At 69.3% G+C, this 20,269-nt stretch carries 19 protein-coding genes and 1 other RNA gene; 14 read left to right on the top strand and 6 right to left on the bottom strand.

Annotation, left to right across the window (positions count from 1 at the left end; translation table 11 throughout):
* Positions 1-175: 175 nt before the first annotated feature.
* From rpoZ to ACFOM9_RS05770, 3 genes are all read right to left on the bottom strand, one after another.
* Complete coding sequence (gene rpoZ, locus ACFOM9_RS05780) at positions 176-478, bottom strand: DNA-directed RNA polymerase subunit omega (protein ID WP_386707462.1); 303 nt, start codon at positions 476-478, stop codon at positions 176-178.
* 229 nt (positions 479-707) lie between these two features.
* Positions 708-1,325, bottom strand: coding sequence for a guanylate kinase (gene gmk / locus ACFOM9_RS05775; protein WP_386708130.1), 618 nt, complete (start codon positions 1,323-1,325; stop codon positions 708-710).
* A gap of 117 nt (positions 1,326-1,442) precedes the next feature.
* A complete protein-coding gene (locus tag ACFOM9_RS05770) occupies positions 1,443-2,303 on the bottom strand; it encodes a YicC/YloC family endoribonuclease (protein WP_386707459.1) in 861 nt (286 codons plus the stop codon).
* 135 nt (positions 2,304-2,438) lie between these two features.
* On the opposite strand from ACFOM9_RS05770, the gene rph reads away from it, so the two are divergent.
* The 6 genes from rph to ACFOM9_RS05740 all read left to right on the top strand — a co-directional run bounded on the left by rph (position 2,439) and on the right by ACFOM9_RS05740 (position 8,413).
* Positions 2,439-3,167 carry a ribonuclease PH gene (gene rph, locus ACFOM9_RS05765; RefSeq protein WP_386707456.1) on the top strand — a complete coding sequence of 243 codons (729 nt, stop codon included), beginning with the start codon at positions 2,439-2,441 and terminating at the stop codon, positions 3,165-3,167.
* A gap of 18 nt (positions 3,168-3,185) precedes the next feature.
* Positions 3,186-3,575 carry a VOC family protein gene (locus ACFOM9_RS05760; RefSeq protein WP_386707453.1) on the top strand — a complete coding sequence of 130 codons (390 nt, stop codon included), beginning with the start codon at positions 3,186-3,188 and terminating at the stop codon, positions 3,573-3,575.
* Positions 3,572-4,162 carry an RdgB/HAM1 family non-canonical purine NTP pyrophosphatase gene (gene rdgB / locus ACFOM9_RS05755; protein ID WP_386707450.1) on the top strand — a complete coding sequence of 197 codons (591 nt, stop codon included), beginning with the start codon at positions 3,572-3,574 and terminating at the stop codon, positions 4,160-4,162. Before ACFOM9_RS05760 ends, rdgB begins: the two co-directional genes overlap by 4 nt.
* A 189-nt stretch (positions 4,163-4,351) precedes the next feature.
* Complete coding sequence (gene hemW / locus ACFOM9_RS05750; protein WP_386707447.1) at positions 4,352-5,515, top strand: radical SAM family heme chaperone HemW; 1,164 nt, start codon at positions 4,352-4,354, stop codon at positions 5,513-5,515.
* Between the two features lie 124 nt (positions 5,516-5,639).
* Complete coding sequence (locus ACFOM9_RS05745; protein WP_386707445.1) at positions 5,640-8,066, top strand: DUF1631 domain-containing protein; 2,427 nt, start codon at positions 5,640-5,642, stop codon at positions 8,064-8,066.
* Positions 8,063-8,413 (top strand): PilZ domain-containing protein, encoded by a 351-nt coding sequence (locus tag ACFOM9_RS05740; RefSeq protein WP_386707442.1) that lies wholly within the window; start codon positions 8,063-8,065, stop codon positions 8,411-8,413. The genes ACFOM9_RS05745 and ACFOM9_RS05740 overlap by 4 nt, the downstream gene beginning before the upstream one ends.
* Positions 8,414-8,524: 111 nt before the next feature.
* On the opposite strand, the gene ACFOM9_RS05735 is transcribed toward ACFOM9_RS05740, so the two are convergent.
* Positions 8,525-11,122, bottom strand: coding sequence for a bifunctional diguanylate cyclase/phosphodiesterase (locus tag ACFOM9_RS05735; protein ID WP_386707439.1), 2,598 nt, complete (start codon positions 11,120-11,122; stop codon positions 8,525-8,527).
* A 93-nt stretch (positions 11,123-11,215) separates the two neighbouring features.
* Between ACFOM9_RS05735 and pepQ the strand changes: the two genes are divergently transcribed.
* Positions 11,216-12,550, top strand: a complete 1,335-nt coding sequence (gene pepQ, locus ACFOM9_RS05730) for a Xaa-Pro dipeptidase (protein ID WP_386707436.1) — start codon at positions 11,216-11,218, stop codon at positions 12,548-12,550.
* A 217-nt stretch (positions 12,551-12,767) separates the two neighbouring features.
* On the opposite strand, the gene ACFOM9_RS05725 is transcribed toward pepQ, so the two are convergent.
* Together ACFOM9_RS05725 and ACFOM9_RS05720 are read right to left on the bottom strand one after the other, a co-directional pair.
* The gene (locus ACFOM9_RS05725; RefSeq protein WP_386707433.1) at positions 12,768-14,093 is read right to left on the bottom strand and encodes an aminopeptidase P N-terminal domain-containing protein; all 1,326 of its coding nucleotides are present in this window, start codon (positions 14,091-14,093) and stop codon (positions 12,768-12,770) included.
* Between the two features lie 88 nt (positions 14,094-14,181).
* The gene (locus ACFOM9_RS05720) at positions 14,182-14,721 is read right to left on the bottom strand and encodes a UPF0149 family protein (protein WP_386707430.1); all 540 of its coding nucleotides are present in this window, start codon (positions 14,719-14,721) and stop codon (positions 14,182-14,184) included.
* 127 nt (positions 14,722-14,848) lie between these two features.
* Here ACFOM9_RS05720 and ACFOM9_RS05715 point away from each other — a divergent pair, with 127 nt between their 5' ends.
* The 7 genes from ACFOM9_RS05715 (at position 14,849) to rpiA (ending at position 19,726) form a co-directional block, all read left to right on the top strand.
* Positions 14,849-17,053, top strand: coding sequence for a putative bifunctional diguanylate cyclase/phosphodiesterase (locus ACFOM9_RS05715; RefSeq protein WP_386707427.1), 2,205 nt, complete (start codon positions 14,849-14,851; stop codon positions 17,051-17,053).
* A gap of 31 nt (positions 17,054-17,084) precedes the next feature.
* On the top strand, positions 17,085-17,306 hold the full coding sequence (locus tag ACFOM9_RS05710) for a TIGR02449 family protein (RefSeq protein WP_386707424.1): 222 nt from the start codon (positions 17,085-17,087) through the stop codon (positions 17,304-17,306).
* Positions 17,303-17,596 carry a cell division protein ZapA gene (locus ACFOM9_RS05705; protein WP_386707421.1) on the top strand — a complete coding sequence of 98 codons (294 nt, stop codon included), beginning with the start codon at positions 17,303-17,305 and terminating at the stop codon, positions 17,594-17,596. Before ACFOM9_RS05710 ends, ACFOM9_RS05705 begins: the two co-directional genes overlap by 4 nt.
* 99 nt (positions 17,597-17,695) lie before the next feature.
* A non-coding RNA gene (ssrS, locus tag ACFOM9_RS05700) (6S RNA) lies at positions 17,696-17,881 on the top strand.
* 30 nt (positions 17,882-17,911) lie between these two features.
* Positions 17,912-18,541: a 5-formyltetrahydrofolate cyclo-ligase gene (locus ACFOM9_RS05695; RefSeq protein ID WP_386707418.1), complete on the top strand. Its 630-nt coding sequence runs from the start codon at positions 17,912-17,914 to the stop codon at positions 18,539-18,541.
* Entirely contained in the window at positions 18,538-19,008 is a 471-nt protein-coding gene (locus ACFOM9_RS05690; RefSeq protein ID WP_386707415.1) for an EVE domain-containing protein, read from the top strand. The genes ACFOM9_RS05695 and ACFOM9_RS05690 overlap by 4 nt, the downstream gene beginning before the upstream one ends.
* A gap of 70 nt (positions 19,009-19,078) precedes the next feature.
* Positions 19,079-19,726, top strand: a complete 648-nt coding sequence (gene rpiA / locus ACFOM9_RS05685) for a ribose-5-phosphate isomerase RpiA (protein WP_386707412.1) — start codon at positions 19,079-19,081, stop codon at positions 19,724-19,726.
* The last annotated feature ends 543 nt before the right edge of the window (positions 19,727-20,269 follow it).

Here is a 20,269-nt window from a genome sequence, read left to right as displayed (position 1 = left end):
TCGGAAACCGGAACCGCAAGGCAGTGTCATCGCACCACGTCTGCGCCCGTTCAGGCGTCCAAACGGCAACGGCCCCGCTCTCGCGGGGCCGCCATGATCATGCGAGTCGGAGGGAGGGATGAATCGGTGGCATCGCCTCTGCGATCACCGGTTTCCGCTTCCCGATTCCGGTCTCTTACAGATCGTCGCCCTTGGACATGTCTTCGTCGGCGACCACTTCGGCGGCGGCCCATTCCAGCGCCTCGCGCTCCTTGCGCTCGCGCTCGGCCTTGTCGACGGCGTCGATGTACGGCTGGTCGATGCGGCGGGCAGCGATCTCGCGCAGGGCCAGCACGGTCGGCTTGTCGTCGTTCTCGGAATTGTCGATCTGAGCCTCGACGCCGTTGGCGAGTTGGCGCGCGCGCTTGGCGGCCATCATCACGAGCTCGAAACGGTTGTCGACCACTTCCAGGCAATCTTCCACGGTAATGCGGGCCATAACTCTCCCGGCGGCCGGTCGGGCCGTCGCTTCTCTAGACAGGGGGACGCGGAGTTTACGGGATGGTCCCGGTCGATACAAGCGTTGCTTCGGAAAATCAATCACTTGCAAGCACTTTCCGGGATGTGGAAAGGCTGCCGGCCCGCACGAGCGGCTTCAGCAGCGAGCCTTGCGGTCGCTCCCGCTGCAGAAGCCGCCGCCGAGGCGCCACTGCGGCACAAGCCAGCGACTATTCGCCCGCCAGCAGCGCGGCAATCAGCGCCGCGTGGCGCTTGGCCTGCGCTTCGCGCCGCAGCCGGCTGGCGGCGAAGATCGCGCACATCTCATCAACCGCGGTCTCGAAATGCTCGTTGACGATGACGTAGTCGAATTCCTCGAAATGCGACATCTCTTCGCGCGCGGCCGCCAGGCGCCGCGCCATGACCTCTTCGCTGTCCTGTCCGCGCTTGCGCATGCGGTGGTCGAGTGCCTCGCGCGACGGCGGCAGGATGAACACGCTGACCGCACCGGGCATCTGTTCGCGCACCTGGCGCGCGCCCTGCCAGTCGATTTCCAGCAGCACGTCGCGGCCTTCCGCCATGCGCGCCTCCACCGCCCGCTTCGCGGTGCCCTTCCAGTCGCCGTGCACCAGCGCGTACTCGAAGAAATCGCCGGCCTCGATCATGCGCTGGAATTCGTCGCGGCCGACGAAGTTGTAGTGCTCGGCGTGGTGCTCGCCCGGACGCGGAGCGCGCGAGGTGTAGGAAATCGACAGGCAGATGTTGGGGTCGCGCGCCAGGCAGGCGTTGACGATGCTGGATTTGCCGGCGCCCGACGGCGCCGCGACGATGAACAGGGTGCCGCGCATGGGCGCCGCGGCTGCGGGGTCGGGGATTCGGGAAGTCACGCGGCCGCCTCCGGATGACAGGACAGGCGCCCGGCGCCCGGCCAGCTTCCCCTGCCGATTGCGAAGCCCGGATCCCGGCTATTCAATGTTCTGCACCTGCTCGCGGATCTGGTCGATCAGCACCTTCAACTCCACCGCGATGTTGCTGGTGCGCGCGTCGACCGACTTGGAACCCAGGGTGTTGGCCTCGCGATTGAATTCCTGCAGCAGGAAATCGAGGCGGCGGCCGACCGGCTGGTCCTGGGTGAAGATGCGGCGGATTTCGACGACGTGGCTGTCGAGCCGATCGAGCTCCTCGTCGACGTCGAGCTTCTGCAGCCACATCACCAACTCCTGCTCGACGCGCCCCGGGTCCGCGGGCTGTGCGAGGTCGGCGATGCGTGCGTCAAGCTTGGCGCGCTGGCCGGCACGGATCAGCGGGATCAATTCGCGCACCTGCGCGGCCTGGGCGGCGATGCCGTCGACCCGTTCGAGGATCGCGGCGACAAGCTTGCCGCCCTCGCGCGCGCGCGCGGCGATGAACTCGTCGAGCACCTCGTCCAGCAACGCCATCGCTTCGGCGTGCAGCGCGGCGGGGTCTCCAGCCTTCGACTGCAGCACGCCGGGGAACTGCAGCAGGTCGGTGAACTGGGTGCGCAGCGCCGGGAAGCGTGCGTCGAGGCCATGGGCCAAGTCGCCCAGTTGCTGCAGCAGCGCATCGTTGACCTGCAGCGTGCCGCCGCCTTCGCCCGCGCGCAGGCGCAGCGTGAGATCGACCTTGCCGCGCGACACCCGCGCCGAAACGCGTTCGCGCAGGGCAGGCTCGAGCAGACGCAGCTCGTCGGGCAGGCGCACGCCCAGTTCGAGGAAGCGATGGTTGACCGCGCGCATCTCGCAGCCCAGCGTGCCCCATTCGGTGCTGCGTTCGCCGGCGGCGAAGGCGGTCATGCTGCGGATCATGCGGATTGCGGCTCGCGGCTTGGTACGGGCGGGAAGTATGCCATTGCGACAGCGCGGGCCGCCCGGACGGCCCCGATTCCGGCTCCGATTCCGACCGCGCCTGTTAGACTCACGCGCCCCGTTTCGGCGCTTCCGATGACCTCCATGACCCGTCCCAGCGGCCGCGCGCCCGACCAGCTGCGCGAGGTGCGCATCGAACGCGCGTTCACCCGCCACGCCGAAGGCTCGGTACTGGTGAGCTTCGGCGACACCCGCGTGCTGTGCACGGCCAGCGTCGAAAATCGCGTCCCGGGCTTCCTGCGCGGCAAGGGCGAAGGCTGGGTCACGGCCGAGTACGGCATGCTGCCGCGCTCGACCAACACCCGCAACGACCGCGAAGCCGCGCGCGGCAAGCAGGGCGGCCGCACGCTGGAAATCCAGCGCCTGATCGGCCGCACGCTGCGCGCCTGCGTCGACCGCCGCGCGCTGGGCGAACGCACCATCACCCTGGACTGCGACGTGCTGCAGGCCGACGGCGGCACCCGCACCGCGGCGATCACCGGCGCCTACGTGGCGCTGGTCGACGCCGTGCGCTGGCTGCAGTCGCGCAAGGACATCGCGCGCGATCCGATCTTCGGCGCCGTGGCCGCGGTGTCGGTCGGCGTCTATCGCGGCGTGCCGGTGCTCGACCTCGACTACGCCGAGGACAGCGACTGCGATACCGACATGAACGTGGTGATGAACGACGGTGGTGGCTTCATCGAACTGCAGGGCACCGCCGAAGGCCACGCTTTCCGCCGCGACGAGCTCGACGCCCTGCTCGGCCTGGCCGAACGCGGCATCGGCGAGCTGCTCGCCGCGCAGCGCGAGGCGCTCGCGCGCTAGCCGCATCGCGTCCCGCACATGACGCAGTCCATCGCCACCGTCGCGCTCGTCGTCGCCGACTACGACGAGGCCATCGCCTGGTTCACCGGCACGCTCGGCTTCAAGCTGCTGGAGGACGCGCCGCGCGGCGGCGGCAAGCGCTGGGTGCGGGTCGCGCCGCGCGGCGCAGGCGCGGCGCTGCTGCTCGCGCGCGCCGGCGACGACCACCAGCGCACGCGCGTCGGCGACCAGACCGGCGGCCGGGTCGGCTTCTTCCTCGAGACCGATGACTTCGCGCGCGACCACGCGGCAATGCGCGCGCGCGGCGTGCGCTTCGTCGAGTCGCCCAGGCACGAGGATTACGGAACCGTCGCCGTGTTCGAGGACCTGTACGGCAACCGCTGGGACCTGCTGGAAATGCGCCGGTGAGGCTGGTCGTCGCCAGCGGCAACCGCGGCAAGCTGGCGGAATTCACCGACCTGCTCGGCGACAGCGGGATCGAGGGCATCGCGCAGGGCGAACTCGGGGTCGAGGACATCGAGGAAACCGGCCTGACTTTCGTCGAGAACGCGCTGCTCAAGGCGCGCCACGCCGCGCGCCTCACCGGACTGCCGGCGCTGGCCGACGACTCGGGACTGTGCGTCGACGCGCTTGGCGGCGCGCCCGGCCTGTATTCGGCGCGCTATGCCGGCGGCCACGGCGACGCACAGGCCAACATCGACAAGCTGCTCGATGCGCTGCACGGGGTTCCCGACGAACTGCGCAGCGCACATTTCCACGCCACCATCGTGCTGCTGCGTCATGCCGAAGATCCCGAACCGCTGATCGCCCAGGGCAGCTGGCACGGCCGCATCCTGCGGGCGCGGCGCGGCACGGGGGGGTTCGGCTACGACCCGGTGTTCCTCGACCCCGAGCGCGGGCGGTCGGCGGCAGAAATCGATTCGGCGCTGAAGAACCGCCTCAGCCACCGCGGCCTCGCGCTGGCGGCGCTGCGCGACATGCTGCCGCGCTTGTAGGAGTGGCTTCGGTCCGAGCTTCGCCCACGCCCGGGGCGTCCGGCCTTCCAGGATGCTCGCGCCGCGCTTGCAACGACGCCCCGGTGAACCTCCCCTCGATCGCAGGAGAGGGAGCTGGACGGCAGCGGCGGAACTGCTTCGCCGAAGCGTTCCGCCGGCCGTCCCCACGTCGAACCTACAATGCCTGCCATGCTCACCCCGCCGCCGCTGTCGCTGTACGTCCACCTGCCCTGGTGCGTGCGCAAATGCCCGTACTGCGACTTCAACTCGCACGAATTCCGCGGCGCCGGCGGCACGCCGCCGTTCACGCAATACGTCGAGGCGCTGCTGGCGGACCTGGACTTCGACCTGCCGCTGGCCTGGGGCCGTACCGTGCACAGCGTGTTCTTCGGCGGCGGGACGCCAAGCCTGTTCCCGCCCGCAGCGATCGACGCGTTCCTGCAGGGCGCCAGCGCGCGCCTGCGCTTCGCGCCCGGGCTGGAGATCACGCTGGAAACCAATCCCGGCACGGCCGAACACGGCCGTTTCGAGCACTACCGCGCCACCGGCGTGAACCGGCTGAGCTTTGGCGTGCAGACCTTCGACGACGCGGTGCTCCAGCGCCTGGGCCGGATCCACGACAGCGCCGAGGCCGAGGCCGCGGTGCGGCTGGCCCGCGACGCGGGCTTCGACAATTTCAACCTCGACCTGATGTATGCGCTGCCCGGCCAGACCCTGGCGATGGCCGAGCACGACATCGAACGCGCCCTGGCGCTGCAGCCGGCGCATGTCTCCCACTACCAGCTCACGCTGGAACCGAACACGGTGTTCGCCGCCCGGCCGCCGCGCGACGTTCCCGACGAGGACAGCGCGTGGGACATGCAGGAACGCTGCCAGCAGATGCTCGCCGACGCCGGCTACGCGCAGTACGAAGTCAGCGCCTATTCCCGTCCCGATCGGCAATGCGCGCACAACCTCAACTACTGGCGCTTCGGTGACTACCTCGGCATCGGCGCCGGCGCCCACGGCAAGCTCACCCTGGGTTCGGAACAGGCGATCCGGCGGCGCTGGAAACACAAGCATCCGACGGCCTATCTCGCCACCGCGGGCACGGCGCAGGCGATCGGCGGCGACGAGGACATCGCGCCGGCGCGCCGGCCGTTCGAGTACATGCTCAATGCGCTGCGCCTGGTGGAGGGGTTCGGCCTGTCGCAGTTCGAGGCCCGCACCGGCCTGCCCCGCGCGGCGATCGCGGCCCCGCTGGCGCAAGCCCGGGCCCGCGACTGGCTGCACGTCGACGGCGACCGCGTGTTGCCGACGCCGCTCGGCCGCCGCTTCGGCAACGACGTGATCGCGCTGTTCCTGGACGGGTGAACGCCATACCCGGTCGTACAGGCCTTCGGCGCGGACGTTGGCCGAAGGGGCGTACGCCATCCGTACGCTGGCCCTCTCCACCTCCGGCGTGATAAGAAGCGCAACGGGGAGCACAATCGGATCCATGCCCATTTCGACGCCATCGAACGATGCCACGCCGCGCACGCTGGCAGCCGCCGGCTTGCCGCGTCGCGTGCGCAAGGCCCTGGAACACGCGCTTGGGCTGGTCTCGGTCGAACTGGACACCAGCCTGGGCACGATGCTCAAGGAATTCGAGCAGGAGCTGTTCCGCCTCGCCGACCTGGCGCGCAGCCCCGGCGTCGAGTCGGGCTACATGCAGACCCTGCGCACCCTGCGCATGAATCGCGCAGACCTCATCCCGCGTTTCATGCTCGAGCTGGAAGCCGGGGTCGCGGGCATACGCAGCGCGCGTTCGACCGATGACAGCCCGGCGGCGAGTACGCCGGTGCAGTTCCACAACCTCAGCCTGGTCGAGGATGAGGTCATGGACGAAGGCGCGGTGCTGCGCGAAGTCGCCACCCGCCAGGAATCGCGCGCCGCGCTGCCGCTGCACCTGCTGGGCCAGCGTTTCGGCGTGCTCGCCGGCAGCCCGGCCTTCGACGCCGAGCGCATCCCGCTGGGACCGCGCGCGCTGTGTCGCGCGATGCGCGACGCCAGCCAGACGCTCCAGGTGCCCTACGAGGCGCGCCTGCTGCTGTACCGGATTTTCGACCGCCAGGTGATGTCGGGCTACGCGCGCATCCTCGAGAAGCTCGACGATGCGATGGACGCGGAGGGCGTGCTGCCCGGCCTGACGTTCGTGCCGGTGCGCGCACGGGCCACGCCGCAGGGAGAACAGGCGGCAGCGGCTGCGGGCGCCCCCGGCTCCGCAGCCCGGGTCGAAGCTGGCCACGGAGGCGCGACGCCAGCCGGCGCCGAAGCGTCGCGCGATGGCGGCGATGCCGCTGCCGACGCGCCCTCGGACGCATCCGCCAACGGGCAAGCCGGCGCGGGCGCGCGGCCGGCGCCCGCTCCCGCCGCCGGCCGCCCGGGCAAGCGCTCGCCGTCCAGCCAGTCGCGTCCGCACACGGCCTGGATGGGCGAAGCCTGGGACGGCCCGGACGACGGCGCCGACGAACAGGCGTCGCTGGCCACGCTGCAGAAGCTCATGGCCGGGCGGCGCGCCCTCATCGGCAAGCTGCGCCCGCGCCAATCGGGCGGTCCGCGCGACGAATTGAGCACGCGCGACGTGTTCAGCGCGCTGGGCGCCCTGCAGGCGCAACCGCCCGCGGCCGCCGGCAACTCGCGCAGCCTGCAGGACGTCAAGCAGACCTTGCTGGCACAGGCACGGCAGCAGCACGGCAAGGGCGCGACGCTGTCGCAGCGCGACAACGACACCTTCGAACTGCTGTCGATGCTGTACGGGCAGATCGAGGAGGAGGTGCGCGCCGACGCGCCGGCCGCCGCGCTGATCCGCCGACTGCAGCTGCCGTTGCTGCGCGTCGCCCTGCAGGACCGCGCGTTCTTCGTGCGCGGCCAGCATCCGGCGCGGCGGCTGCTCAACACCGTCGCCGAATCCGCGGCCCGATGGCTGGACAAGGACGACTACGACCCGCAGATGCTGCTGCCGCTGCAGCAGGCCGTGACCCACGTCGTCGAGAATTACGACGGCGACGACGCCGTCTTCGACGCCAGCAACACCAAGCTCGAAACGCACCTGCAGGAGCAGGTGCGCAAGGCCGAGTTGCTCGAGCGCCGCCACGTCGAGGCAGCGCGCGGCAAGGAGAAGCTCGAGGTCGCCAAGGTGCGGGCAACCGAGACACTCGACGCGATCGTGGGTGACCGCCGCCTGGCCAAGTTCGTCCGCGCCCTGCTCCACCAGGCCTGGGCGGACGTGCTCACGCTGACATTGCTGCGCCAGGGCGAAGGTTCGGACGAGTGGCGCCGGCAGATGGAGGCCACCCAGAAGATCGTCCTCGCCTGCTGCAGCGACGATGCCGTCGTCGATCCCGCGCTGACCGCGCACGTCGCCAAGGCGCTCGGCCAGGTCGGCTACCACGCCGACGAGGCCGGGGTGATCGCGCAGCGCCTGACCCAGCGCGTGCCGGAAGGACAGGACGACCCTGCTTCGCGCACCGAGCTTGCCGTCAAGCTCAAGGCGCGCGCGCGGCTGGGCGAGGACCCGGCGAAGGCCAGGCGCCCCAAGCTGCCGCCGCGCACCCCGGAGGAGCAGGCCCGCTACGAACAGCTGCGGGTGATGCCGTTCGGCACCTGGATCGAGTTCGTGGTCAACCAGCAGGGCGACTTCGTGCGCCGGCGCCTGTCGTGGTTCAGCCCGGTCACCGACAACGCGCTGTTCGTCAACCAGCGCGGCCAGCGCATCGGCGAACATTCGCTCGACAGCCTGGGGCGCATGATCGCCGCCGGGCAGGCGCGGATCGTCACCGCCGAACGCGGACGCCTGGTCGACCGCGCCTGGCAGGCAGCGGTCAGCGCGCTGCGCAGCTTCGCCGGCCGTGGCGAAGAACCCGCGCTGCTGGAGCCGAAATGATCAACGAATTCCGCCGCGCGCGCCGCCGCAAGGCCGCCGACACGATTCTGGTCACCGACGCGATGACCGAACGCGTGGTCGGCCACATCGGCAACCTGTCCGAAAGCGGCCTGCTGCTGATCGCGAGCGAATCCCTGGTCGACGATGCGCTCTACCAGCTGCAGTTCGCGCTTCCCGGTGGCAAGGGCTCGCCGGCGACTGTGGAAGTGGGTGCGCACCTGCTGTGGATGGACCGTGCGAGCGCGCCAGGCCAGGCCTGGATCGGCTTCCGCTTCATCGCGGTGGCGCCGGCGCACCGAACGCTCCTGCAGAAGTGGATCGAAGCGCCCGGCAGCCACTACGAGTAGGGGTGCTCCTCGCCAGGCCGCGTGCTGGGGGCGATTACGGCGGAACCGATCGATCGATGCGCTGCGTAGCCGTAGCGAACTTTTCTTCGCGTCCGGAAGGAGTCCGATCCGTCAGCCGCGCTGATAGAGCACGCGCTCGGGCCGGTGCAGCGCGAAACCCTGCGCGTAATCGACGCCCAGTTCACGCAGCAGTTCGACCATCGCGGTGTCGGCCACCCATTCGGCCACGACATCGAGCCCGCGCTGGTGGCCGATCTCGGTGATGACGTCGACGATCGAACGGCTCATCGGATCGCTTCCGAGTTCGCGGATGAAGCTGCCGTCGATCTTGATCACGTCAACCGGCAGGTTCTTGAGATAGCCGAACGAGGACATGCCGGCGCCGAAGTCGTCGAGCGCAACCTGGCAACCGACCGCGCGCAGGCGTTCCATCACCCGCACCGCACGCAGCAGGTTGCGCACCGCCTCGGTTTCGGTGATCTCGAAGCACAGCCGTGACGGCGCCACGCCATGCCGGGCGATCAGGTCGATCACGTAATCGGCCAGGCCTTCGTCCTCGAGCGTGGACGCGGCCAGGTTGAGCGCGCAGCGTCCCGGCGCCCGCCCGCTGGCATGGAGGCGGTCGAAGTTCGCGATCGCCTCGCCGATCACCCAGCGATCCAGCGAGGGCATCATCCCGTAGCGCTCCGCTGCCGGCAGGAAAGCCCCCGGCGGCACGACCCGGCCCTCCTCGTCGCGCAGACGGACCAGCAGCTCGATGTAGGGGCCCTCCGCCGGCTGGCCCTGCAGCGGCAGGATCTCCTGGTAGTCGAGCAGCAGCCGGCCCTCGTCCACCACCCAGCGCAGGCGATTGGCCCACTCCATCTCGCCGCGGCGCTGCACCGCTTCGTCGTCGTGCGCGGAATACAGGTGGATCCGGTTGCGGCCATGGTCCTTGGCCATGTAGCAGGCCGCATCGGCGTGCGCGAAAACGTCCTCGAGACTCATGCCGGCGCGGTCGATCATGACCATGCCGATGCTCGCGCTGATCGTGTACGAGCGCTGCTCCCAGACGAAGACCAGTCCCTCGACGCGCGTGCGCAGGCGCTCGGCCAACGCCTGCGCCTGTTCGACGGAAACGCCCTGGGCGAGCACGCCGAACTCGTCCCCACCCAGTCGCGCCAGGAGGTCCTCGCTGCGCAGGTGCTCGGCCATCGTCAGCGCCAGTTGCCCCAGCAGCTGGTCGCCGGCGAGATGGCCGGACGTGTCGTTGATGAGCTTGAACTGGTCGAGGTCGATGTACAGCAGCGCAGCCGGCGCGTCGCCGCGGGCGACCGCCTGCAGCGTCCGGCGCACGCTGCGCTCGAACTCGCGGCGGTTGCACAGGCCCGTCAGCGCGTCATGCGTGGCCTGGTAGCTCAGCAATTCGGTGAGCTGCCGCTGCTCCGAGGTATCGCTGGCCACCACCAGCAGCCTGTCGAGTCCGCCGAGCTGCACCTGGCTGATCGAGGTCGAGGCCCAGAACCGGTCGCCGCCCAGGGTATTGAGCGTCGCGTCGACGTTGTTCCACTGCACGCCGCCTGCGGAGGCGGACAGCGCGTCCTTCAGCGCCGGATCCTCGAACAGCGCCATCAGCGTGGTCTCGCCTGCGGCCACGTCCTCGCCCAGACGCACCGATGCCGCCTCGTTGGCGTACACGATGCAGCCGTCGTCGGCCCGCGCCATCAGCACCAGCGCCGGCAGCAGGTCATTGAGGGTCCGGAAGCGCTCCTCGCTTTCGCGATAGCGCTCGGCGAGCTGGCGCCCCAGGGTCACCGCGCGCCTGCGCATGGTGGCGACCGACCACAGCAACAGCGCCAGCAGCATGCTGGCGATCGTCCCGGTCACGCCCATCAACCACAGCAGATCCGCATCGTAGCCGCGTCCGAGCGGCTGCAGCAGGACCTGCCAGTGGCGTTCTCCGAACGCGACGTCGCCGCCGAAGCTGCGAGCGTCGGGCACAGCGCCCGTGCCCGAATCGAACAGCGTCGCATTCGCGCCATCGGTGGTATCGAGCACGCGCACGCGATAGCGCCGCAGGGCTTCGCCAGGCAACGCCGCCAGCAGCATCGGGCGGACCCGCATGCTGATGCCCAGCGCCCCCAGCTCGCGCTCGCGCCGCTGCGCCACGTCCAGCGGACGCGGCCCGGCCCGATACGCCGGCAGCCGGACGACCACGCCCAGCGCATCGCGCGGGTCGCGGACCGGCTGGTGCAGCGGGAACGCCCCGGACATCACCGGCTGGTCGCTGTCGCGGGCGCGCAGCAGGGCGCGCAGGTTCGCCGGCTGCGCGGCCATGTCGAAACCCACCAGGCTGCGATTGCCGGCCAGCGGAACCACGCTTTCGTAGCGATAGCGCGGGCGGCCGCCGGGCTGCCCGGGATCCTCGCGACGCGCGAACACCGTGGCAACCAGGCTCGGCAGCACCTGCTGCGCGCGCAGGTTGTCGTGGATGTCGGCGAACTGCCGCGGGTCGATCTGGTCGTCGACCATGAACGCGGATTGCAGCGAGCGCAGCAGCAGTCCGCTGGTTTCCAGCTGGCGCTCCACCTGCGCCACGCTGCGCCGGGCAACCTGCGAATCCTGCAGCCGCGCCTCCGCCTGCAGGTTGCCGCGCTGGAGCAGCACGACGGCGCCGGTCACCAGCAAGCCGGCCAACAGCCCGAGCAGCGCGAAGGACCACGCGGGCATGCCGAGGAGGAGCGACTTCGCCGCCGCTTCCTCGGCCTGCAGCGGTGTCGCGGTTGGGGCAGAATGCCCGGACCCTTCCATCGTGCCCCGCCGATGAATGCAGAAGCTGCAATCCTATATGCCGAGCATCTGAATGTAATGAAATCCCGCGCCGACGCCGCCCTCGAGCGCGCCGGGCTGGAGCACCTGGTCGTCCCCAGCGGCACCCTGCACTACCAGCTGTTCGACGATCGCGACTATCCCTACGCCGTCAACCCGCAGTTCAAGGCCTGGCTGCCGCTGACCCGCAACCCCGGCAGCTGGCTGGTGCACACGCCCGGCGAAAGGCCGCGCCTGGTCTACCTGCAGCCGCACGACTACTGGCACGTGGTGCCCGAAGCCCCGAACGGATACTGGCTCGAACACTTCGACGTGGTGGTGATCCGCGAGCCCGTCGAGGCGCAGCAGCACCTGCCGAAAAACGCCGCCCGCTGCGCGATCCTCGGCGAGGCGCAGAGCGCGCTGGGCAAGTACGGCGCGTTCGCCCCCAACAATCCGCCGGCGGTCGTGGACTACCTCGAGTACCACCGCGCGTTCAAGACACCGTACGAAATCGCGATGATGCGCGAGGCCACCCGCCGCGGCGTGCGTGGCCACCTCGCCGCCGAGCGCGCCTTCCGCGCCGGCGCCAGCGAGTTCGGCATCCACCTGGCCTATTGCCAGGCCGCCGGACAGGAGGCCAGCGAGCTTCCGTACGGCAACATCGTGGCCCTCAACGAGCATGGCGCGGTGCTGCACTACACCGACTTCGGGCGATTGCCGCCCAAGCCGCTGCGCAGTTTCCTGATCGACGCCGGCGCCAGCCACGGCGGCTATGCCTGCGACATCACCCGGACCTACTCGGCGGACAAGGGCGATGAATTCCAATCGCTGGTCGACGCCGTCGACGCCGCGCAGCAGAACATGGGCGCGCAGGTCCGTGCCGGCGCGGACTACAAGCAGCTGCACCTGGATGCGCACCTCGCCCTGTCCGCGATCCTCAAGGATTTCGGCGTGATCCGGGTGTCGCCCGAGGAAGCCCTGGCCAGCGGCGTGAGCTCGGCGTTCTTCCCGCACGGGCTTGGCCATGGCATCGGCCTGCAGGTGCACGAGGTGGCGGGCTTCGCCGCGTCCGACGCCGGCGGCACCATTGCCAAGCCCGAGGGCCATCCCTACCTGCGCCTGACCCGCGTGCTCGAACCGGGCATGGTGGTGACCATCGAGCCGGGGATCTACTTCATCGACATGCTGCTGGAAAAGCTGAAGCAGGATGGGCACGCGGACGCCGTCGACTGGGCGCGCGTGGACGCGTTCCGTCCCTGCGGCGGCATCCGCATCGAGGACGACGTGGTCTGCACCGAGGGCGAGCCGATGAACCTGACGCGCGAGGAGTTCGCCATCGCCGGTTGAGTGTCTCGCCTCCTCTCGAGCGCGGCGCCATCGCGCATGGCTGCACTACCGGCAGCACCGAGTTCTCGATCGAAGAATCGTTGTAGCGCCCGCGTCGGCGCCGGGCGCAGCCACCGCTGGTTGTGGGAGCGGCTTCAGCCGCGAGCTCGTCGCAGGCTCGCCTTCGCAAGAGCCCTCGCGGCTGAAAAAACGGCTCCCGACGCATCAGGACCGCGACTCACCGCGCCGCCATGAACGCCTCGATCTCGTCGGCGCTGCGCGCCAGCCCGTCTGTCAGCACCTCGTGGCCGTCGGCGGTGACGAGCACGTCGTCCTCCGTGCGGATCCCGATACCGCGCCATTTCGCCGGGACCGACGTGTCGCCTGGCGACACGTAAAGACCCGGCTCGATCGTAAACACCATGCCCGGCTCGAGCAGGCGCGATTCGCCATCGATGCGGTAGTCACCGACATCGTGCACGTCCAGGCCCAGCCAGTGTCCGGTCTTGTGTGGAAAGAAGCGCCTGAGGCTGCCGTCGGCGATGGTCCTTGCCCGCTTGCCCTTGAGCAACCCGAGGCCGAGCAGTCCATCGGTCAGCACCTCGACCGCCGCAAGGTGGCCGGCTTCGTAGGCAACGCCCGGCCGTGCCTGGGCCAGCGCCGCGGCCTGCGCCGCGCCGACCAGGTCGTGCAGCGCGCGCTGTTCCCTGGTGAACCGACCGTTGACGGGGAAGGTGCGGGTGATGTCAGCCGCGTAGCCGCGGATTTCCGCGCCCGCGTCGATCAGCACCAGGTCGCCGTCCCTTGCCTGGGCGTTGTTGGCGATGTAGTGCAGCACGCAGCCGTTGGCGCCGGCGCCAACGATGGTGCCGTACGCCGGATGGCCGTCGTGGGCGCGGAACACGCGCTCGATCTCGGCCTGCAGTTCGTACTCGCGCACGCCCGGACGCGCCGCGCGCATCGCCGCCTCGTGGGCCAAGACGCTGACCGCCGCGGCACGCCGCATCAGCTTGAGCTCGTCGGGCGACTTGAACAGGCGCATCTCGTCGAGCAGGTGGCCCAGCTCGAGGAACTCGTGCGGCGACTGCGCGCCGCGCCGCGACTGCGCGCGCACGCGGTTGAGCCAGCCGATCAGCTTGAGGTCGAAATCGGTGTCGCGCCCGAAGTGGTAGTACACCCGCGTGCGGCCTTCGAGCAGGCCGGGCAGGATGTCGTCGATATCGTCGATCGGGTACGCGTCGTCCATGCCGAAGGCTTCGACCGCGCCCTCTGGCCCGGTGCGCGGGCCGTCCCAGGCCTCGCGCTCGGGATTGCGCTCGCGGCAGAACAGCAGGTTCTCGCCGTGCTTGCGTCCCGGAACCAGCACCAGCACCGCCTCCGGCTCGGGGAAGCCCGTCAGGTACAGCAAGTCGGAGTCCTGGCGGTAGGGATAGTGCGTATCCCGGCTGCGCACGCGTTCGGGCGCGGCGGGCAGCACCAGGATCGCGTCGTTGCCCGCCATGCGCATCAGCTGCTTGCGGCGCCGCGTATAGCTGGTGCGGGGAATCACGGGATTGCTGGCCATGGTGTTCCGGGAAAGTCGGGGCGCACCGGTCCGGGCGATTCGTCTGGCCAGCGCATCGGCCTGCCGTTCGCCTTTCAGTGCCCGCCGGTCAGTTGAGGTTCCTGCGATGCCGCGGACCGAGCGCACAGTCGCCGTGCAGCAGCAGCGTCGCCACGCGAACGAACTCTTCGATCTCGGCGAGCGCGGCCTCGTCCTCTTCATCGCCATCGTCCTGCGGCCGCGCGGCGGCGAGCCGGGCGATGTCGGCCAGCGCTTCCTGGCCTTCGTCGGACAACGGCGGTTCCTTGCCGGCCGCGAGGCCAAACGCGCCCAGGAAGCCGCGGCACCAGTCGAACAGCGCGCCGCTGCGTTCGGCCAGCCCGGCGTCATCGTCGGGCAGCAACAGTGCGAAACCGAAACTGCGGTCGTCGAGCTGTTCGGCGCTGGCCTGGGCCATCCGGTCCAAGGCGCTGCCTTCGACGACCGCGGGGAGCGTATCGTCGACCAGCAACCTGCCCAGCCATTCCGGACCCTCGCCACCGCCGCCAGCCAGCCAGCCGCACAGCGCGCCGTGCAGCTCGGACGCGCCGACGCCAAGGCCCAGGCTGCGGCTCGCGTCGTCGATTTCTTGCAGGGAAGGCAGGACCACGGACAAGGCAGGCGACCGGAAACCGGGGCCGCTAGTGTAGCAACGCCACTGGTGCAGCCGCGTCCGCTTGGCGTGCAGGCAACTGGATTACACTGCCGCAAGCCGCGTGGCGGCGGAGGGGCCCACCTTGATCGATCGCGCCGACCTGCTGATGCTGGGGATCCTGCTGCTGGTCCTTGGGCTGGGCGCGGCCCTGATCATCGTGATGGCGCTGCGACGGCGCAGCGAACGAGCCTATGTCGGTGCACTGCGGGAGCGCGAGGAGCGGCTGAAGCTCGCGCTCTGGGCCACCGGCGAGCATTACTGGGACTACGACCTGGTCGCCGACAAGCTGCACCGTTCGCAGCCCGACGAGACGGTGTCCGCGGACGGACTGCCGCGCTTGCCCCAGCGGGTCGACCTCGCGCAGGTGATCCACCCCGACGACCTGCCGCTGGCGCGCGAGCGCCTGCGCAAATACCTCGAAGGCGCGACCCCGATGTTCCGCTCCGAACATCGCGTGCTCGATGTCCACGGCGACTGGGTCTGGATCCGGGCGCGCGGCCGCGTCGTGGCGCGCGATGCCGACGGCGGCGTGCGGCGCGTAGCGGGAACCGCGCTCAACATCACCAACGACCGCCACGTCGAACGTGAGCGACGCATCGCCAGCGCCGTGCTGCGCCACATGAACGAAGCGGTGACGGTGCTCGACAGCGACTTCCGGTTCGTGTCCGTCAACCCGGCATTCACCCGCATGACCGGCTACGAGGACGAGCAGATCGCCGGCCGCGGCGCGGACCTGCTCGACAGCCCCCAGCACGACCAGGCGTTCTATCGCCACGTGCGCGACATCGCGACGCGGCAGGGGCGCTTCTCCGGGGAAATGTGGCAGCGGCGCAAGGACGGCGAGGAGTTCCTCTGCGCGATCGAGACCAGCGTCGTGCAGGAAGCCGAGGGCGAACCGCCGCTGTACGTCGCGGTGCTGAGCGACATCACCCAGCAGAAGCGCACCGAGCAGGAACTGCGCTACCTGGCCAACTTCGACACCCTGACCAACCTGCCCAACCGGACCCTGCTGTCGGAACGGCTGTCGCGGGCGATCGTGCGTGCACGGCGCGAGAACAACCGGGTCGCGGTCCTGTTCCTGGACCTGGACCGGTTCAAGGACATCAACGACTCGCTCGGCCACGCCGCCGGCGACCGCATCCTCCGATCCGCCGCCGTGCGCCTGCAGCAGACCGTGGGCCAGCACCACACCGTGGCGCGCCTGAGTGGCGACGAGTTCACCGTCGTGCTTGAAAACCTCGACAGCCTCGCTGACGCGGACCGGACCGCGCGCGAGATCATCATGGCGTTCGAGGCGCCGCTGATCATCGACGAGCGCCAGGAAATCTCGATCTCGCCGTCGATCGGCATCAGCGTGTACCCGGACCACGGCCAGGTTCCGACCGAGCTGCTCAAGCAGGCCGACACCGCGATGTACCAGGCCAAGGCCGCGGGTCGACGCACCTTCATCCGCTACGACGACGCGATGGACGTGTCGATCCGCCAGCGCGCCACCACCGCCGGCGCGCTGCGCAAGGTCATCGACCGCGGCGAGCTGCACCTGGTCTATCAGCCGCGGCTCGCGCTGGCGACGTCGCGCATCACTGGCGTCGAGGCGCTGTTGCGCTGGACCAGCCTCGAGCATGGCGAGATCCCGCCCAGCGTGTTCATCCCGCTCGCAGAGGAAAGCGGGCTGATCCTCGAAATCGGCGAATGGGTGCTGCGCGAAGCCTGCCTGACCCTGCAGCGCTGGCGCCAGCACGGTCTTGCCGACCTCAGCATCGCGGTCAACATGTCGGTGCTGCAGCTGCTGCGCGGCAATTTCCCCGACGTGGTCCGCCGGGTCCTGGCAGACACCGGGATCCCGCCCAGCGCGCTGGAACTGGAGCTCACCGAGAGCGTGCTCATGGCGAATGCGGTGCAGACGGCGAACAAGCTGCAGGCATTCCGCGAAATCGGCGTGTCCCTGGCGATCGACGACTTCGGGACCGGCTATTCCTCGCTGGCCTACCTCAAGCGGTTGCCGATCACGACCATCAAGATCGACAAGGAGTTCATCGGCGACCTGTCCCGCGACCCGGACGATGCCGCGATCACCAGCACGGTGATCACCATGGCCCATTCCCTGGGACTGAATGTCGTCGCCGAAGGCGTGGAGACGGAGGCGCAGTTCGACTTCCTGCGGGCCAAGGGCTGCGACGAGGTCCAGGGATTCTGGGTTTCCGCGCCGCGCGACGCGCACGAGTGCATGTCGTTCATCCAGCACTGGGGCCGGGCCCGCACTGTCGCGGTAGGGGCGCCGCCTTGACCGCCTCCCGCCGCGTGCCTATCGTGCCGGCATGGACAGCCCCGACGTGATCGAACAGCTGCGCGCCCTGGGCGAACGCTTCGACGCGCTCGCCGATCGCACCCGTCGGCTGGCCGAGGAAAACCGGAGCCTGCGCCAGCAGCAGGAGCAGCTGGCCGGGGAACGTTCCCAGCTGCTGGCGAAGAACGAACAGGCGCGTTCGCGCGTCGAGGCGATGATCGCGCGGCTCAAGTCGCTGGAGCAACACACGTGAGCGCGAGCGAGCCGACCAGCATCCGGGTGCTCGACCGCGAATACACGGTCGGGGTCGAGCCCGGCGAGCGCGACAGCCTGGTGGCGGCGGCCAAGCTCCTCGACACCCGGATGCGCGAAGTCCGCGGCGCCAACCGAATGGCCGCGGTCGATCGCGTCGCGGTCTTGGCCGCCCTCAATTTTGCGCACGAACTGCAGCAGTTGCGCGAGCAATCGGGTCATCGCGACCGCGAGATCGCGCGTACGCTGGCCGAACTCCAGCGCAAGCTGGACGCAGTGCTCGATGCCTGAGGCATCGGCGGCAACGCGCAGTCCGGCGCTGCTCCCCGTGATGAACGCCGGCCGACAAGCGGATCCGGTCGGACCGCTCAGCACGCTATACTTCGAGCGCGTCCTCTGCCGTGATCGACGGCGTGCACAAACATACGCCTTGTCCCTTAATGACGACCACGGGGGCGCAGCGGAAACCGGGTGTGCAAGCCCGCCTCGTAGCGGTAAGCCCGATGGAATCCCGGCGCTCCCACTTGAACCCCGGGTTCAAGGTCGTTTGGCATGCATCGACATGGCGGAGGACGTATTTTCCAGCGCCACCACACCCGTGAATGGATGGGTGGCGCCCGGCGCGGAACCGCCGTTGGCGGTGACCCCGTGAGCCGCGACGCCCGCGCATTGCGCCAGGCCCTCCGGCAACAACGCCGCGACACGCCGGCCAGCGAACGCATCGCTGCGGCGGAAGCCATCGCGCAGCGCCTGCTCGCACTGCCATTCACCCCCGAGCACGGCCATGTGGCCGGCTATTGGTCGATGGACGGCGAGATCAGCTTGCACGCCTGGCAGTTGCGCCTGCCCTCGAGCCTCATTTATTGCCTGCCGGTCCTGCACGGCGACCGCCTGCGCTTTGCGCCGTGGCGTCCCGGCGGCGCACTGGTTTCGAATCGTTACGGGATTCCGGAACCCGACGTATCGTCGGCCGACCTGATCGACGGGAATGACATGGCCCTGGTCATTGCGCCGCTGGTCGCGTTCGACGCCGGCTGCCGCCGCCTGGGAATGGGTGCCGGCTGGTACGATCGTGGCTTCGCATTCCGGCGCGATCGCGCCGCGCCGCCATGGCTGGTGGGCGCAGCGTTCGCCAGCCAGCAGGTCGAGGCGATCGCGGCCGAACCCTGGGACGTCCCCATGGACGCGGTCTGCACCGAGCGCGACACTTTCCTTGCCACGCCAGACGTCGAATGAGTCCACGCAAGCGCTATTGGCTGATGAAATCCGAACCGACGGATTTTTCGATCGACGACCTGCAACGCGTTGGCACCGAGCCGTGGACCGGGGTGCGCAACTACCAGGCGCGCAACTTCATGCGCGATGGCATGAAGGTCGGCGACGGCGTGCTGCTCTACCACTCCAATTGCGATGTCCCTGGCATCTACGGGGTCGCCGAAGTCGTCAGCACTGCCTATCCGGATCCGTCCCAGTTCGACAAGAAGTCCAAATACCACGACGCCAAGGCGACACGCGAACAGCCGCGCTGGTTCCTGGTCGATGTCGGATTCGTGCGCAAGCTCGCTACGCCGATCCCGCTGGACACCATCCGCGCCCATGCCGATGCGCTGGGGGAGGATTTCGCGCTGATCCGCAAAGGCACGCGCCTGTCGGTGCTGCCGGTCAGCGCCGCGCAGTGGAAGACGCTGCTCGCCCTGCCGTGAGGCGGATCCAGCGCAGCCGATCCTCAGGCCGCCCCCACGCTTTCGAAATCCAGCCCGGAACGTTCCCAACATGAGCGACGCAAAGCGATACGCCGCCGAAAAAGCCATCGACTACGTCGAGGACGGCATGCTCGTCGGAGTCGGCACCGGCTCGACCGTGGCGTACTTCATCGACGCCCTGGCCGGGATCAAGCACCGGATCCAGGGTGCCGTTTCCAGTTCCGAACAGAGCACCGCCCGGCTGCGCGGGCACGGCATCGAGGTCCTCGACCTCAACCACGCGGGCCAACTCGCGCTCTACGTCGACGGCGCCGATGAGTGCGACCCCCGTAGGTGCCTGATCAAGGGCGGCGGCGCCGCGCTGACCCGCGAGAAGATCATTGCCGAGGCGAGCGAGAAGTTCGTGTGCATCGTCGATCCTTCCAAGCAGGTTGCCGTCCTCGGCAAGTTTCCGCTACCGATCGAGGTGATTCCCATGGCCCGCAGCCTGGTGGCACGCGCGATCGTCGCGGCGACCGGCGCGCAGCCGGTCTGGCGCGAAGGCGTGGTGACCGACAACGGCAACTGGATCCTCGACATCCACGGCCTGGCCATCACCGAACCGCTGGTGCTCGAACGCGAACTCAACCAGATTCCCGGCGTGGTGAGCGTCGGCCTGTTCGCGCGGCGCCCAGCTGACGTGGTGATCGTGGGAACCGAGCCGCCAACCGTCTTCTAGCTGGCCCCCAGCCGACAGTTCGCGGTTTCGACGCGCCATGTGGACGGCGCGATGGCCCGTTGATCTCGCCGGGCAGAGCAAGCCGGGACCTTTTCCGCCGGTCAAGTGATCGAGGCTTCCGCCCGCGCGAAATTCCGTGGTGATGGCAACGAGCAATGCGACCTTGATTGCCCATTGCACCTGGCCGATCACCCTGTCACGCCGGCGACGCTGACGGTTCCGTTTCCAGATACCGGCATTACGGCGTCGGTCGCTCCCATAGTGGTCATCATTACTCCGGTTCGTGCCCGGACCATCGATCGATATCGTTTTCCCGACGCCTTGCACGGCCCCCATCCATATAGAACAGGGCTTGAGCCGCCGAGACGCCATCTCAACGCCATGCACCGCTCTCCGTCAGGAACCGAGCCCGGCGGCCGCATCATCGTTATGGCTGTCGCTTTCGCCACCGCTCCAAACTGTCCACGCGCTGCAGATGTGACCTGCCCCCGGTAGCCGTACCAACCATTACTGGGAGAGCCCGGGGTTGAAGGGTACTGCGGT

It is taken from the genome of Luteimonas notoginsengisoli (assembly GCF_042648885.1).
In the GTDB taxonomy this organism is placed as follows: domain Bacteria; phylum Pseudomonadota; class Gammaproteobacteria; order Xanthomonadales; family Xanthomonadaceae; genus Luteimonas; species Luteimonas notoginsengisoli.
The sequence above is the reverse complement of the archived record's forward strand: the minus strand, read 5'-3'. Positions and strand labels throughout refer to the sequence as shown.